Genomic DNA, 14,972 nt, shown 5'->3' on the forward strand with positions numbered 1-14,972 from the left:
CCCTTGGGCGCCGATTTCTGCTCGGAGCGCGCCGTGGCGGACACAGCATCCCACGATGTGGGGTCGGTGTTGCTGGTGAGGTCACTGGAGCCACAGCAGTACCGGTTTGTGGGGCGTTCTGCTCGGGAGCGCGCCGTGGCGGACACAGCATCCCACGATGTGGGGTCGGTGTTGCTGGTGAGGTCACAGAAGTCACAGCAGTACCGGAATGTGGGACGTTCTGCTCGGAGCGCGCCGCGACGGGCACAGCATCCCACGCTTTGGTGCCCCTGTTGCTGGTGAGGTCACAGGAGCCACAGCAGTACCGGATTGTGGGACGTTCTGTTCGCCGGGCACCCGAACAACAAAAAAACGGCCGCTGCAACGCCCGGAACCGGGAGTGCAGCGGCCGCAGAAACCGAAATGGACCGGGTTAGCGGGCGACGGTCTCTTCCGTGCGGAAGTCGGCACGGTCAATCCGACGGTGGTAACGCATACCGGCCAGGCCGCCCAGGATGGCGCCGAGCAGGGTGGCCACAAGGCTGGCAGCGACGGCGATCCAGGTGCCGGCGTCCATGCCTTCCAGGTTCTCGGGCAGCGGTGCAACCGAGTTCAGCTGGCTGATGCTACGGATATCGTTGCCGAAGATCAGGCCCAGGACGATGACGACGGCGGCCGCCACCAGCGCCCACAGCCAGACGGCCAGGCCCTGCTTGGCACCGTTGAAGCGCGCCATGCGGCCGGCGACGTATCCGCCGGCAAAGTAGGAGAGCAGCAGTACCAGGAGCATGATGATCGCCCCGATGATCCCGGCGGACTGGTTGGCTGCGGCAGATTCCAGCGCCTGGCCCAGGTTGGTTTCAGCCGAAAGACCCACAGCAGCGCCGATCGCCGCTGCCAGTGCCGAAAGCAGCACCACCATTCCGGTAGCGGTCAGCCAGCCGAAGAACGCTGCACCGAACTTGAAGCCGCCGAAGCGTTCCTTCTCCCGGGCGAGCAAAGCCTCACGGTTCGGCAGGGCTGCCTCGCGGGTGTGGGCAGCGCCGCGGTCATCATTCCGGCGGTCGCGGTCGTCTGCGGAAACACCGGCAGCCGTCTCGCCGTGGTCGCGCACGGCGTCGCGGTCATCGTTGCGGTCGTTGCGGTCGTCACGGTCTTCGCGTCGATCATCCGTCGTGGCGTGCCGGTCACCGTTCCGCACGACGTCGCCGTCGCGGGCAGTGTCACGGTGGTCACGCACGGCGGATACCGATGTTGCGCCGCGGTGCTCGCCGGCGCGCTCCCCGGTGCCGTCAGCGCCGTCGGTGTCAGCGGAGCGGGTGGCGGTGACCGGTGCGACCCGGGTGCGCGTATCTTCGGAGTCCGAACCGGAGACCGGCGTCGTACGGCCAGCGGCGTCGTCGTTTGTGGCGCCAGCTACCGGTTCGGCAGCATGGCTGCCCGAGCGGCGTCCGGTGGCCTGCGACGGAGAGGCAGCCGTGTCCTCCCGGTATCCGTCCACGGGAACGGCCTGGCTGTCGTCGACGGGTGCCGGGCGATCAGACCGGTCCCGGAACGGGCCGCCGTCGGAGGCGCCGCGTCCGCTCGTAGAAGCGTTTGTGTTCCCTGGTTCGGTGCTCATTTACTGCTCTCCTGTTTTCCGTCCGGTTAATCGGGCTGAAGATGCCACCTTATAAGCATCCTTAGTAATACCTCCACCTAGCCGCACCGGTGTGCGCCAAAGCACGTCGCCCAAGTCTCCGCAGGGAAACCGGGAAATCAAACCGTGCGGGCGGCAAATACGCAGGGAAGCCGACCGCTGGTGGAACACTAGGGGAATGGACCCCGACCTTCTTGTAACCATTGCTGCAGCCCTGGTGATCGCCGTGGGCCTGATCGGCATTGTGGTGCCCGTGCTGCCGGGCAGCATCCTGATCATCATCGCCCTGCTGGGCTGGGCCCTCGGAGTGCAGAGCGCGCCGGCCTGGTGGGCCTTCGGGATCGGGGCGGTGCTCCTGATCGCCGGAATGCTCTCCAGCGCCTTCCTTACCGGACGGCGGCTCAAGGAACGGGAAATCCCCAAGCGCTCCGTCGTGGCGGGCGTGGCCGTGGGCATTGTCGGCATGTTCACTATTCCTGCCGTGGGCCTGTTCATCGGATTCGCCGTCGGCCTGCTGCTCAGTGAGTGGCTGCGCAAGCGGGACCTGCCCACCGCCTGGTCCTCCAGTGTGGCAACCCTGAAAGCCATGGGCATCGGCATCCTGGCCGAACTCGCGCTGGCACTGACCGCCGGCGGGCTCTGGGGCGGGGCTGTCTGGCTGCACTTCGCCACCCGGTAACACCGTTCCCCCGGGTGATCCGCTTGGGTAGGGTCCGGGGTTATGAGCGAGCCGCCGATCAACCGCAGCCTGCGGTCCGTTGATGATCTTCTGAGGCTGATGGACGGGCTGTTCGCCCGTGACTCGGTCCGCTGGACCAACGACGCCGGCAGCACCTGGTGGAACAGGTTCTATGCGGACAGGACGCGGTCCGTCCCGTTCTTCGCCGACAAACCCGACGAGAACCTGGCACGGTGGGTCAGCGACGAAGTGTTTGCGCCGACGAGCGTGCTGGACATCGGTTCGGGTCCCGGCCGCAACGCCCTGTTCCTGGCGGAAAACGGTTATGCGGTCGATGCCGTGGACCTCTCCTCCGCGGCCGTGGCATGGGGTCGGGAGCGTGCCGCAGCCCGGCGGCTGGAGGTGTCATTTATCTGCGGCGACGCCTTTGCCCTGCCGCCGGAGGCGATTTCAGGAACGTACGGACTGGTCTACGACTCAGGCTGCCTGCATCACCTTCCCCCGCACCGCCGCATCAGCTACCTGCAACTGCTGCAGCGCACCCTCGCGCCCGGCGGCTATCTGGGGCTGGCCTGTTTTGCCCGGGGCCGGATGGGCTCGGAAGCTTCCGACGAACAGCTCTACCTCGACGGGGCGTTCGAAGCGGGAATTGCCTTCAGCCCCGAGGACCTGCGGTGGGTTTTTGCGGACTTCGAGGAAATCGAAATCCGCCCCATGGCAGCCCAGGAACAGGACTCACCGTGGTTTGGGGAATCTTTCCTGCTGACCGCACTGTTCCGCCGCCCGCCGGAGGGCTGAACCCTAGCCCTCGGTCACGAACCCCGCGAGGTTCCGCAGCTGGTCGGCACGGCAGCCGGGGTTCACGTACATCATGTGCCCGGCCTCGTAGTAGTGGTGCGTGAACCGGGACCGTGCTTCATCGCTCAGCCGCATGTGCGCCCACACGTACTCCGCGGCGAAATGCGGCGTGGCGCCGTCGTAATAGCCGTAGTCCACGTGCACGCGCAGCGCCGGGTTGTGCACCAGCAGCCGTTCCAGCGTGCCGGTGACATCCACGGGCACGCCCTCGAAGGTCTTGTAGCTCCACGGCTGGACCCGGCCGCTGAGGATTTCGTAGGGGAGATCGTTCTCGTAGCCGAGCTCGGCGCGGACATAGTGGTTGATCGCCGCGGAATAGGGCCCGTTGATGGCCACCAGGCTGGGATCGTCCCAGTTGATCCAGTCCTGCTGGTGCGCCGGCGCGGCGGTAAACCGGCCGTCGATGCGCCCCACCGCCAGGTTCTGGTCCCGCAGCAGCTCCGCGGAAAACATAGCGTAGTCCCAGCGCAGGTTGGTACGGCGGATGAAACCCTCGCTCAGGGTGGTGATGGCGGCGAGGCGGGCGACGACGTCGTCGTACTCCTCCGCGCTCAGCCGGGCCCCCTGGGTCAGCGCGTACCCGTACTCCCGGGCGGCGTAGGCTTCGGCTTCGCGGACGACGTCGGCCAGCTCGCGGCCCGGAAGCCGGCCGTGGAAGTGCGCGATGGCGGCGTAGGTCGGCAGATGCAGCGCATAGGGGGTGTCCCGCCCCGGCGCGAAATCCAGGGTGGCCAGGTTCAGGACCGTCGAAATGAGTCCCAGACCGTTGACTGCCAGTCCGTAGGCGTCGAACAGCTTCCCGGCCACGGCCACTGCGCGGAGCGTGCCGTAGGACTCACCGACCAGGTACTTCGGGCTCAGCCAGCGGTTGTTGCGCGTGGTCCAGAGCCGGATGACCTCGGCCACCAGGTCCCGGTCCTCCTCGAATCCGTGGAACTCCGCGGCGTCGTTGCCGTTCACCACGCGGGAGAAGCCGGTGTTCACCGGATCGATCAGGACCAGGTCCGCGTGTTCCAGCAGGGTCTGTGGGTTGTCCACCAGACCGAACGGGGGAGGGGTCAGCGAACCGGCGTCGCCCGAGTCCACCATCCGCGGGCCCAGCAGTCCCATGTGCAGCCAGACCGAGGAGGAGCCCGGCCCGCCGTTGAAGGCAAACACCACCGGGCGCCGGTTGGGGCCGGGCTCCGGGGCGTCCGCCGTGTAGGCGACCAGGAAGATCTCCGCCTTCGGCCGGAAGCCGTCCGACTTCCCGTCGCTGACCTCTTCCTTGCGGAACACCATCCGTCCGGTGGTGGTGGTGTACGCCAGGCCCGAGGGCAGGGTGTGCCGCCGCACCGCGAAGTCGTCGGTGATGTCCGGCGCGGAGGCTGCTTCCGGATCGGCGGACGCGGAGGCGGGGCTGGCGAGGTGTTCCTGGGAGACCATGGCAAGGACACTACCCGTGCATCGGCCGATTACCCGGGAGGGAAACGGCGCGGTTGCGACCTGAGTCCGGCAAGTGTCCTGCGTACTCTTCCGTGGGCTCGGGCACGGGTCTACGTTGGAAAGACCGTGACCGGCCACGGCATTCCGCCAGAGGGAACGCCCACTTCGGTGCCGGTCCAGAAGGTGCGGAGGCATTATGTTTTTCCACAAACAGGAACTCCAATTCAAGTCCACGCCGGATCAACCCGATGCCGTGTTTGCCCGGAAGCTACAAGAGGCCCTGGGCGGACAGTACGGCGAAATCACCGTAGCCATGCAGTACGGATTCCAGTCCTGGAATGCGCACATCCCGGGCAAATACCGGGACCTGCTCTACGGCATTGCCGCAGAAGAAATGGGCCACGTGGAAATGCTGGCCATCATGATTGCGCAGCTGCTGGAAAAGGCTCCGCTGGGGATTACCGGCGACGCTGTCCAGAACGATCCCACAGTCGCAGCGGTGGTGGGCGGCATGGATGTGCAGCAGGCCATTGTGGCCGGCGCCGGTGCCCGCCCCGCGGACAGCAACGGCAACCCGTGGACCGGCGGCTACGTCACGGCCAGCGGCAATATGCTGGCGGACTTTACGTCCAATGCCAACATTGAAATGCAGGGCCGCATTGCCGTTGCCCGGCTTTACCATATGACCGATGACCACGGGGTGCGGGACCTGCTGGCGTTCCTGCTGGCCCGCGACACCATGCACCAGAACCAGTGGACCACTGCGGCCCTGGAACTTCAGGCGGAAAACATGGAACAGCTACCGGTACCCAGCAACTTCCCGCTCAACAAGGAACACCGCGAGGTGTCCTACCAGTACCTGAACTTCTCCGACGGGGAGCATGCGAAGGAAGGCTCCTGGGCCAAGGGCCCGACGCCGGACGGCAAGGGCGAATTCAGCTACCACGACGGTCCCACCACAACGGCCCCGATGCCGCCGCCCACCCGCCCGGACGCCCGGTACTACGGCACCACGGACGTACCCAACCCGGTCGAGAAGGCGGCAGGAGCTGTGCAGGACAAGCTGAACAAGGAATAACCAACCCCTGCCAAAACCGGGCGGAACCGCAGAGGCCCCGCCCGGTTTTCTGCTGCCCTAAGGCAAGGAGAATGGCGGCGGCGGAATCCTCGATGTCCTGAAACTCGCCGGTCTGAATAAGGGTCACGACGCCGGCGGCGGGCGTACGATGCCTGCATCCGGCTGCGGGGACCGGATCCGTTTTCCTCTGTCCGTCTCAAAACAATGGAGTTTTAGATGAGCGTCAATGCCGCGTCCGCCGCGCCTTCTTCCGGCCGGATGAGCCGGGAGGAACGAAAGGTCCTCGCCGGAACCCTGGTCGGCACCACCATCGAGTGGTACGACTTCTTCATTTACGCCCAGGCTGCCGGCCTGGTGCTGGCCACCCTGTATTTCGGCCCCATCAACGAGGGCCCGCTGGGACAGGTGGTCTCCTTCGCCACCATCGGCATCAGTTTCCTGTTCCGCCCCCTGGGCGCCGTCGTCGCCGGGCACCTGGGGGACCGGATCGGCCGGAAGAAAATGCTGGTCTTCACGCTGGTCATGATGGGGATCTCCACCGCCCTGATCGGCGTGGTGCCTACCTACGCGCAGATCGGCGTCGCCGGTCCGATCCTGCTGATTGTGCTGCGTATTATGCAGGGCTTCTCCGCCGGCGGAGAGTGGGGCGGGGCCGCCCTGCTCTCGGTGGAACACGCACCGGTGGGCAAGCGCGGTCTCTTCGGTGCGTACCCGCAGATCGGCGTGCCGGTGGGCATGATCCTGGCGACGTTCGTGATGTACGTGCTGAGCACGAGTCTGAGCGAGGAGGACTTCCTGGCCTGGGGCTGGCGGATCCCGTTCCTGGTCTCGGTGGTGCTGATCATCGTCGGCTACTTCATCCGCCGCTCGGTGGCGGAGAGCCCTGTTTTCAAGGAGATCCAGGAGCGGAAGAAGGAATCCTCCGCGCCGCTCAGCCAGCTGTTCCGGCACAACAGCCGCGAGGTGATCCTCAGTGCATTGATCTTCATTGCCAACAACGCGGCCGGGTACCTGGTCATCGCCTTCTTTGCCTCTTACGCCACCGGTAAGCCGGACGCGGGCGGGCTGGGAATGGACCGGCCCTCGGTGCTGCTGGCCACCACGCTGGGATCCTTCGGCTGGTTGATCTTCACGCTCTACGGCGGGATCCTTTCCGACCGGATAGGCCGGGTCCGGACGTTCCAGATCGGCTACGCCTGGGTGTTCCTGTGGTCGGTCCCGATGTTCCTGCTCATCGACACCACCAACATTGTTCTGTTCGCGGTGGCGATTTTCGTCCTGACCATCGGCCTGGGCCTGTCCTACGGTCCGCAGTCGGCCATGTACGCCGAGATGTTCCCGGCCCGGGTGCGGTACTCGGGGGTCTCCATCGGGTACGCACTCGGGGCCATCCTGGGCGGGGCTTTCGCGCCGACCATTGCCCAGGCGCTGCTGAACGAGACCGGCTGGTCGCCGTCCATTGGCCTCTACATCATGGTGCTGTGCGTGGTGTCCTTTGTGGCCGTGTCCATGGTGAAGGAAACCAAGGGCAACGACCTGCATGTGGAGGGCTCACCGAAGCAGCGGTCCCGGCGCTAGCGAACCTACCGTTCCAGGACGCCGATTTCGGTGCCGGCCTGGTCATAGATCCGCAGGGCGCCGCCGTCGACGTCGGCAGCGGCACCCGCGGCGAGCCACGTGTCCATTCCCGGCGGGCAGGCCATCAGGGTGGTTGCCATGTCCCTGAGCGTGACGTGGTTGCCGGAAATGCTCCAGTGGCCCATCAGCCGGTTGCAGCCGTCCGTGCCGCTGACCCGCCCGTCGGGGCTGAAGTCCAGGGACGGCGCGTCCGGATTATCGACGTCGCCCCACGTACCGGTGACGTCCGCTGCCGGACTCCCGCCGCTTTCCCCGGGATCCGGGGACGCGCCGGCGTCGTTCCCGCAGGCGCTCAGCAGCAGCGCTCCCGCCAGCACCGGGAGCAGCAGTCGCATCAGAGCCACTTGTTCCGTTTGAAGGTCACGTACAGGATGAAGCCCATCCCGAACATCGCCAGAATGGCCAGCGGATACCCGAATTCCCATCCGAGTTCGGGCATATTTTCAAAGTTCATGCCGTAAATGGTGCCCACCAGGGTGGGGGCAAAGAGGATGGCGGCCCAGGACGAAATCCGCTTCACCTGTTCGTTCTGTTCAATGCTGGTCTCCGCCAGGCGGTTGGAGGCGAGCGTGGAGGAGAGGGTGAGTGCGTTGTCCAGGATGGCGCGGTAGGCGTTGACCCGGTCGATCAGGCGCAGCACGTGGTCCATCACGTCCCCGAGGTTGTCATGCAGGTCTGTGGGGATGCCGTACTGGTCCGCATTCTGGCGCAGTTCGCCCACCACGCTTTCCAGCGGACTGATGGCACGGTGGAACTGGATGACTTCGCGGGAGAGTTCGTAGATGCGGCGGGACACTTCGGCGTCGCCGCCGAACAACTGGTCCTCGATCTCGTCGATGTCGTTTTCCAGCCCGGCAGCGACGGGAGCGTATTCATCCACCACCTGGTCCAGCACCGCGTAGAGCACCGCCTGCGGTCCAAGCGCCAGCAGGTCCGGTTCCTGTTCCAGCCGTTTGCGGACGCGGGCGAGATCCGGGGATTCTGCGTGCCGGACGGTCACCACGAAGTTGGGTCCCACAAACAGGTGCAGCTCACCGAACTCCACGCGTTCGACGTCGTCCAGGTAGCGGGCGGGCCGGAGCACCAGGAACAGCTGGTCACCGTACTGTTCCAGCTTGGAGCGCTGGTGGCCCGCCAGGGCGTCTTCGACAATGAGCAAGTTCAAGCCGAACTCCTCGGCCACGGCCAGCAGCTCCACCTCGTCCGGGCGGTACAGGCCGATCCATGCCATGCCGCCGGAGCTGCGGGTCAGCTCGAACGTTTCATCCAGGCTATCCGGGTCATGGTGGCGCTTGCCGTTCACATACACCGCATTGTCGACCAACGTCATGGACATTCCCCTAGCGTCTAAACCGAAAAACCCGTTATCGGCCGGGCACCGGGCGGCGGCCACTGCCCATTATCCCTGCCCGCGGGGCCCGATGCCGCTCGGCGCCGCGGGCGGGGCAGTGTCCCGGCCCGTGCAGGGCACGCAGGGCATTGAGGATGGCAGCCAAATCCACCAGTTCCTGGGTCAGGGCACCGGCGACCGCCGGAATGTATCCGAATGCTGCCACCAGCATCAGGACCAGGCTCAGGGCGATGCCGAGCCGGATGCTCTGCAGCGCCACCCGAAGCGTGTGCTGGCCGATATCCACGGCCACGGCCACGCGGGAGAGGTCGTCGGCGGCAATCACCGCATCCGCGGACTCGCCCGCCGCGGTGGCCCCCCTCGCACCCATGGCAATGCCGACGTCGGCCGCCGCCAGCACCGGGGCGTCATTGACGCCGTCGCCCACCATCAGGACCGGCCGGCCGGGCAGGGCGGCGACCGCCCGGACCTTATCCGCGGGCAGCAGGCCGGCGGAGACCTGGATAATGCCCAGCTCGTGGGCGACGCTGCGTGCGGTTCCGGCGGCGTCACCGGTGAGCATGACCATGGACCGGACTCCCAGCCGCCGCAGGTCCGTCAGCGTGGCCGCGGCGTTGGGACGCACGGTATCGCTTAGCACCAGGGTTCCGGCGAAGCTGCCCTCCACCCCTACGTATACGGCCAGCTCGCCGGGCTGCAGGGCCTGTTCGGCCGGGTCCGCGCCCGTGGCGGCAATGAACCGCTGCTTGCCCACCCGGATCCTGCGGCCGCCGATCAACGCTTCCACCCCGTTGGTCGCCGCCTCCGAGGCGTAATGGGCCGGCAGTAAGGTCAGCCCCCGTGCGGCGGCCGCCGACTGGACTGCGGCGGCCAGCACATGGGAGGAATACTGCTCCGCGGACGCAGCCAGGGCCAGCAGCTCGTCCTCCGTGAACGGCGGCTGCGGATGCACCGCCACCAGTTCCGGCCGGCCGGAAGTCAGCGTGCCGGTCTTGTCGAAGGCTGCCGTGCGGATCCGGGCAAGCTGTTCCAGGGTTGCTCCGCCCTTGACGATGATGCCGTGCCGGGCAGCCCGGCTCATGCCGCCCATGAAGGCCACCGGGGCGGCGATCAGCAACGGACAGGGCGTGGCCAGGACCAGTACCTCCGCGAAACGGCCGGGATCCCCGCTGGCCAGCCAGGCAGCACCGGCAATCAGCAGCGAGAGCCCGGTGAACGGCAGCGCATACCGGTCCGCCAACCGGACCAAGGGTGCCCGCGACGCCGCGGCCTCCTGCACCAGGGCCACAATCCGCTGGTACTGGCTGTCCGCCGTCGTCGCCGTGGCGCGGATGCGGACGGCAGCGGTGCCGTTGACCGACCCGCTGAGCACCGTCTCCCCGGCGCTGCGCAGGGCCGGCAGGGATTCGCCCGTGAGCGAGGATTCGTCGAACTCCGCGGCCGGATCCAGCAGGATGCCGTCCACGGGCACCAGTTCGGCGGGCCGGACCAGCAGGATGTCGCCGGGCCGGACATCGGTGGCGGCAAGATCGACGACGGCGTCCGCTTCCAGCCGGTGGGCTTGCTGCGGTGCGCGCTCCAACAGGGCATCCAGCTCGCTGCGGGCACGGCCGGCAGCATAATCCTCCAGCGCCTCGCCGCCGGAGAGCATCAGCACGATGATCAGCGCGGCCAGGTACTCGCCGACGGCGATGGTGCTGAGGATGGCAATGACAGCCAGGATGTCCAAACCCCAGTTGCCGGCACGGATGTTCCGGACCATCCCCGCGGCGGTCTGCAGCCCCACGGCCCCTGCATACAGGCTGGCCGTCCAGGCCGCGGCGGTACCGGCGTCGACCGCGAGCAGGGCAAGGACCGCCAGACCGACCAGCAGCGTGGCGAACACCAGCGGATAACGGCGCACCGCATCCGGGATCCTGGATAGTCCTCTGCTCCTCATATCTTCAGTTTTAAGCCGGTCGCGGAGCAGTTTCCAGCAAGATAATGCTTACCTAAAATTCCCCTGCCCGGCACTCAGCGGAGGGCCGCCTCGATCCGCCGGGCGGTTTCGGCCAGCCGCAGTCCCATGGCGTCTTCGTCCTTGCCGGCGCCGAAGTACACCACCGACACCGCGGCGGGCAGCTGGCCGGAGGCAGTGACGGGAGCGGCAACGGCGGAGACCCCCTCGATGACCTCGTTGTGGCTGACGGCGTAGCCGCGCTCCCGCGCTACGCGGCTTTCGCTGCGGTACTTCTGCCCCGGGGCCAGCCGGTCCCACTGTTCCTCGGTCATGGCGGACTGGATGGCGATCCCCGGAGCGCCGGCGGTGAAGGAGTGCCGGGTGCCCGGGCGTTGGATGAGGGCGGTGCGGCTGTGGGTGGGTTCCACGGTCATCAGAGTTACGCAGTTCTGCCGGTCCCAGACGGCAACAAAAGCCGTCATGGAGAGCTCGTTGGCCAGCACGCTGAGTTCGGGCAGCGCCGCTGACTGCAGGTCCCGTGACACACCCCGGGCCAGCGCCGCGAGGCCCGGTGCTGCAGAGACCCGGCCGGCGTCGTCGCGCATCACCAGGGAGTGGGATTCCAGCGTCCGCAGGATCCGGTAGGCGATGGAGCGGTGCACCCCAAGTCCTTCGGAGAGTTCGGCAATGCTCAGGGAGCTCTCCGCGTCCGCCAGGAGTTCCAGGGCGCGGATGCCGCGGGAGAGGGTCTGGGACTGGGAGCCTGCTCCGGTTGGCTCAGGGGGTGTCATGGGCCAATCCTAAGCGCACGGCCCTGCGCTACCGTGCCGTGACGGGAGCCGCCGTGCCGCTGACGGGAGCCGCCGGACGTCGCGCTACACGCCCGGCTACACGCCGCGGCGGCGGCTGAGCAGCCCGGACATCAGCAGCAGCAACCCGCCCGCGAGCGGCCAGAGGATGTACATGCTCAGCAGGGCACCGAAGGCAGCGACCACGAGGCTGGCCAGCATGGTGCTGCAGACCAGGATCATTCCCAGAACAATCCGGGCCTGGCCGCGGTGCGGTGATGGAATGGGTGGAAGCCATGCGGGACGCTCATCTGTCCAGCTCATGCGAGCCATTTTAGGACTGCGCGCCGTGGATGGAACCGGCCCAGGCCCGATTTTTGAGCTGCGGCCCGGAAACGGACTCTTCCCGGACACCGGACCGGCGTGAAACGATGGCGAAACCCTGCCGCCAACCCAGAGGGAGCCAGTGCGATGGACGAAAGCGATCTTCTTGTTGATGCCTTCGGACGGCTCCCCGGTGCAGTCCGAAGGGCCGTGAACAATCTCGACGCCGGTGCACTGAACCACCGCCCCTATCCGGACGGAAACTCCATTGCCTGGCTGATCTGGCACCTGAGCCGGGTGGAGGACCACCAGATCGCCGAGGTTGCCGGGCAGGAACAGGCCTGGACCGCCGACGGCTGGGCAAAACGGGTGGGCCTTCCGCTGGCGGTGGAGGATACGGGCTACGGGCATACCTCCGAGCAGGTGGCGCTGGTCCAGGTGCATTCGGCGGAGCTGCTGCTGGGCTATTACGACGACGTGCATTCCCGCACCGAGGCCTTCGTCTCGGGACTATCGGGAGAGGACCTGGGCCGGATCGTGGACCGGGCCTGGGATCCGCCGGTGACGCTGGGCGTCCGGCTGGTGAGCACGTTGGCGGACTGCCTTGAGCACGTGGGGCAGGCGGCTTATGTTCGGGGAATGGTGCTGGCGAATTCAAGGGGGTAATGGGCGTGGTGCAGTCTGTTCGATGGGCACGGATTTTCGGGGACAGGGTGGATCCCCGGGTCCGGATCGAGGAAGCCTTCGGAGGCAGTGCGGCGAATCCGCAGGTCGCCGCGGGACGGTGGGCGAACGAAACACTGAAGGCCAAAGGGCTGGATCCGCGGGCTGAGGACGGCCGGTCACAGATTGCCGCAATCGCCGCCCTGCGCGCGGCGAAGCCGGAGCTGACGCTGAAAACGGTGGCGTACTTGGTCAAGACTGCCCGCTGGCGTGCCTGACAAGACCCCTAACCCAGTGAGGTCAGCAGTTTTTCGCAGGCGTTGATGCAACGGCGGCAGGCCTCCGCGCAGATCCGGCAGTGCTGGTGCATGGCGGCGTGCTGCTGGCATTCCCCGGCACACGCGGCGCAGGCTGCAATGCAGGCATGCAGCAGGCTGGCGCTCGCCGGCCCCGCGGCACCGGTTCGGGACAGCACTGCGGACGTGGTCGCACAGATCTCGGCACAGTCCAGGTCGGTGCGGATGCAGCTGACCAGCTCGCCCACCATTTCCTCGCTCAGGCAGGCGTCCGCGCAGGCATTGCAGACCTGAGCACATTCACCACAGGCCAGCAGGCACTCGACCAGGAGGCGGGGATCGGAAGTGCGGGGGCCGGCAGCGGGATGGTTTTCGAGCATTTCGGTGATCAGGGCCATGGCATTCTCCTTGGTTCCGGTGTGCTTTGCGCCGACCGCTCTCCGCAGGCGAACCGTGCCGGTTCCTCGACGGTAGCGAGGGTCCCAAGGCATTCCTAGGGTGCCGGGGGTTTGGTGCGGGCCGGAGCACGTGTTTAGAATCGGTGTAGCCTAACGGGGTCGGTTGTTCGGTCGTTTCGGTCCGGGTTCGACGCCGACGGTGCAGTTTTGGGGCTTTAGCTCAGTTGGTAGAGCGTTTCGTTCGCAATGAAAAGGTCAGGGGTTCGATTCCCCTAAGCTCCACAGGAAAACCCCCGGGAAACCGGGGGTTTTTGCTTTGTCGGGATCATGCCTCTCCGGGACGAGGCGTCCCTGAGAGAGCGATAGAGTTGCTGGATGAACAACTTCAAGCAGAGTGCAGCGCTCATCTCGTGGGGTGGCGCGGTTCTGTTCCTCGGTGCCCTCTTTATCCTCTTTTCGGCCATGGATGTCCTGATGTCATCCGGTGCTTATTCCGATACGCAGAACAGCGTGATGTTCCTGTATCTGGGCGTGGCTATCGCCATCGCTGGTGTCTCGATGCTCCTCACGGGCTTTTATCGCGTCGTTTCCTCGCTGGGCGTCTCCGGAAGTCCCGTCGTGCAGGATCAGCTCGCCCACAACGAGCCGGCAACCCTGGTCTAGCCCCACTTCCCCGTAACCGAGTGCTTTCGGTGTTGAACAGGTAGGCGGTTGCCAAGCCGGTGGGAGACCAGAGATGGCCCCGATCCCATCAGGGGTGTTAGACACAACACGCTTTATGCGGGCAGGTGCCCCGTGCCGCGCGGAGGCTGGAAGTATGAAAGTCACTGGCATCATGCGTCCTGTCGAAACCCGGGAATTGGAAACCCAGTGGGAAGGGATTCCTCGAAGCGCGGGAATCATTCGAGGCGCAGGTTCCGGAAGGCCGGCAATTGATTATGGTGACCACCTATCCATAACGCTGAATTAGCGGTACCGGAAGTCCCTAATATAATTCTTTAGCGATACCGGGAGTCCCTTTTAGTTCGTAATACTCCCGGAAATCCGCGGATTGCAGGGGAATAGCGGCACTCCCTCGGCCCGTCAATAGCAGGATGAAAAAACGGTGCCGTAAATGTCCGACTTATCGGTGACATAACGCGGAGTGCGTGTCATGATTTGGCAATGCCGACCCGTGAAGAAATAGAAGCAGCACGTACTCCCGCAGGTGGTTTTACCAAACAGCAGCTCGAGTTGTGGGGTATCTCCTGGCCGCCCCCGCGCGGCTGGCGCCTCCGGCTCGAAGAAGAAGCGGAAAAGCCCGCCCAGGCCGGAAGCCAGGACCGGATCGGCGCGCTCTAAAACCCTGCACGTTACACTTCCCGCATGACCATCACCTTCCGCAGGATGACCCCCGCCGATGGTGCTGCCGTTACGGCATTCCTGGCCTCAAACCGGTTCCCCTTCCATGTGAATGCGGCTCCCGACGAGTTTCAGGCAAACAAACGGGTGGCGGAGGGACACTTCTGGAGCAAGGAATCCCAGGGGTACTGGGTGCAGCACGGCGGCAAAGACATCGGGCTGGTAGTGCTGGAAGACCTTGAGGACGACAACCCTGTCTTTGACCTTCGCCTGGCGGAAAGCCAGCGCGGCCGCGGACTGGGCGTGGAAGTGGTTCGGGCCCTGTGCCGGCTGACCTTCACCGAACTGCCGGAAATAGTCCGGTTTGAAGGCCAAACGCGGGAAGACAACATTGCCATGCGGAAAACGTTCATGCGCGCCGGTTTCGTCAAGGAAGCCCATTACCGGCAGGCGTGGCCGACGGCGGACGGGTCCCGGCTTGCCTCCGTGGCCTATGCGATACTTCGCTCGGACTGGGAAAACAACACAGTGACTCCGCTGGAATTCGACGACCTGCTCCTGGACGCATAGAACCGC

17 protein-coding genes and 1 tRNA gene are annotated in these 14,972 nt (G+C 65.9%); 10 read left to right on the forward strand and 8 right to left on the reverse strand.

Annotated features, from left to right (window positions below; genetic code table 11):
- Positions 1-412: 412 nt before the first annotated feature.
- A complete protein-coding gene (locus NNX38_RS02645; RefSeq protein ID WP_255796596.1) occupies positions 413-1,600 on the reverse strand; it encodes a hypothetical protein in 1,188 nt (395 codons plus the stop codon).
- 196 nt (positions 1,601-1,796) lie between these two features.
- On the opposite strand from NNX38_RS02645, the gene NNX38_RS02650 reads away from it, so the two are divergent.
- Together NNX38_RS02650 and NNX38_RS02655 are read left to right on the forward strand one after the other, a co-directional pair.
- Complete coding sequence (locus tag NNX38_RS02650) at positions 1,797-2,297, forward strand: DUF456 domain-containing protein (RefSeq protein ID WP_229950747.1); 501 nt, start codon at positions 1,797-1,799, stop codon at positions 2,295-2,297.
- Positions 2,298-2,339: 42 nt separating this feature from the next.
- The gene (locus tag NNX38_RS02655; protein WP_255796597.1) at positions 2,340-3,095 is read left to right on the forward strand and encodes a class I SAM-dependent methyltransferase; all 756 of its coding nucleotides are present in this window, start codon (positions 2,340-2,342) and stop codon (positions 3,093-3,095) included.
- A gap of 3 nt (positions 3,096-3,098) precedes the next feature.
- On the opposite strand, the gene NNX38_RS02660 is transcribed toward NNX38_RS02655, so the two are convergent.
- On the reverse strand, positions 3,099-4,580 hold the full coding sequence (locus NNX38_RS02660; RefSeq protein ID WP_255796598.1) for a S10 family peptidase: 1,482 nt from the start codon (positions 4,578-4,580) through the stop codon (positions 3,099-3,101).
- Positions 4,581-4,776: 196 nt separating this feature from the next.
- On the opposite strand from NNX38_RS02660, the gene NNX38_RS02665 reads away from it, so the two are divergent.
- Together NNX38_RS02665 and NNX38_RS02670 are read left to right on the forward strand one after the other, a co-directional pair.
- Positions 4,777-5,658, forward strand: a complete 882-nt coding sequence (locus NNX38_RS02665) for a manganese catalase family protein (protein WP_255796599.1) — start codon at positions 4,777-4,779, stop codon at positions 5,656-5,658.
- 216 nt (positions 5,659-5,874) lie between these two features.
- Positions 5,875-7,236, forward strand: coding sequence for an MFS transporter (locus NNX38_RS02670; protein WP_255796600.1), 1,362 nt, complete (start codon positions 5,875-5,877; stop codon positions 7,234-7,236).
- Between the two features lie 5 nt (positions 7,237-7,241).
- On the opposite strand, the gene NNX38_RS02675 is transcribed toward NNX38_RS02670, so the two are convergent.
- The 5 genes from NNX38_RS02675 to NNX38_RS02695 form a co-directional block, all read right to left on the reverse strand.
- Complete coding sequence (locus NNX38_RS02675) at positions 7,242-7,631, reverse strand: META domain-containing protein (protein WP_255796757.1); 390 nt, start codon at positions 7,629-7,631, stop codon at positions 7,242-7,244.
- Complete coding sequence (locus NNX38_RS02680; RefSeq protein ID WP_255796758.1) at positions 7,631-8,626, reverse strand: magnesium and cobalt transport protein CorA; 996 nt, start codon at positions 8,624-8,626, stop codon at positions 7,631-7,633. The genes NNX38_RS02675 and NNX38_RS02680 overlap by 1 nt, the downstream gene beginning before the upstream one ends.
- Before the next feature lie 34 nt (positions 8,627-8,660).
- Positions 8,661-10,586 (reverse strand): heavy metal translocating P-type ATPase, encoded by a 1,926-nt coding sequence (locus NNX38_RS02685; protein ID WP_255796601.1) that lies wholly within the window; start codon positions 10,584-10,586, stop codon positions 8,661-8,663.
- Between the two features lie 74 nt (positions 10,587-10,660).
- Positions 10,661-11,377 (reverse strand): IclR family transcriptional regulator, encoded by a 717-nt coding sequence (locus tag NNX38_RS02690; protein WP_255796602.1) that lies wholly within the window; start codon positions 11,375-11,377, stop codon positions 10,661-10,663.
- Positions 11,378-11,473: 96 nt separating this feature from the next.
- Positions 11,474-11,698, reverse strand: a complete 225-nt coding sequence (locus NNX38_RS02695; protein WP_255796603.1) for a hypothetical protein — start codon at positions 11,696-11,698, stop codon at positions 11,474-11,476.
- Positions 11,699-11,845: 147 nt separating this feature from the next.
- Here NNX38_RS02695 and NNX38_RS02700 point away from each other — a divergent pair, with 147 nt between their 5' ends.
- Together NNX38_RS02700 and NNX38_RS02705 are read left to right on the forward strand one after the other, a co-directional pair.
- Positions 11,846-12,364: a DinB family protein gene (locus tag NNX38_RS02700; RefSeq protein WP_255796604.1), complete on the forward strand. Its 519-nt coding sequence runs from the start codon at positions 11,846-11,848 to the stop codon at positions 12,362-12,364.
- 5 nt (positions 12,365-12,369) lie between these two features.
- The gene (locus tag NNX38_RS02705) at positions 12,370-12,639 is read left to right on the forward strand and encodes a hypothetical protein (RefSeq protein ID WP_255796605.1); all 270 of its coding nucleotides are present in this window, start codon (positions 12,370-12,372) and stop codon (positions 12,637-12,639) included.
- Positions 12,640-12,647: 8 nt separating this feature from the next.
- Here NNX38_RS02705 and NNX38_RS02710 read toward each other — a convergent pair whose 3' ends face one another.
- Entirely contained in the window at positions 12,648-13,055 is a 408-nt protein-coding gene (locus NNX38_RS02710) for a four-helix bundle copper-binding protein (RefSeq protein ID WP_255796606.1), read from the reverse strand.
- A 209-nt stretch (positions 13,056-13,264) separates the two neighbouring features.
- On the opposite strand from NNX38_RS02710, the gene NNX38_RS02715 reads away from it, so the two are divergent.
- The 4 genes from NNX38_RS02715 (at position 13,265) to NNX38_RS02730 (ending at position 14,966) form a co-directional block, all read left to right on the forward strand.
- Positions 13,265-13,337: transfer RNA gene (locus tag NNX38_RS02715), tRNA-Ala, on the forward strand.
- Between the two features lie 93 nt (positions 13,338-13,430).
- Positions 13,431-13,718 carry a hypothetical protein gene (locus tag NNX38_RS02720; protein ID WP_255796607.1) on the forward strand — a complete coding sequence of 96 codons (288 nt, stop codon included), beginning with the start codon at positions 13,431-13,433 and terminating at the stop codon, positions 13,716-13,718.
- A 501-nt stretch (positions 13,719-14,219) separates the two neighbouring features.
- A complete protein-coding gene (locus tag NNX38_RS02725) occupies positions 14,220-14,396 on the forward strand; it encodes a hypothetical protein (RefSeq protein ID WP_255796608.1) in 177 nt (58 codons plus the stop codon).
- Between the two features lie 24 nt (positions 14,397-14,420).
- Positions 14,421-14,966 carry a GNAT family N-acetyltransferase gene (locus NNX38_RS02730; RefSeq protein ID WP_255796609.1) on the forward strand — a complete coding sequence of 182 codons (546 nt, stop codon included), beginning with the start codon at positions 14,421-14,423 and terminating at the stop codon, positions 14,964-14,966.
- The last annotated feature ends 6 nt before the right edge of the window (positions 14,967-14,972 follow it).

The sequence above is a fragment of the Arthrobacter sp. zg-Y238 genome (assembly GCF_024385525.1).
Lineage (GTDB): Bacteria > Actinomycetota > Actinomycetes > Actinomycetales > Micrococcaceae > Arthrobacter_B > Arthrobacter_B jinronghuae.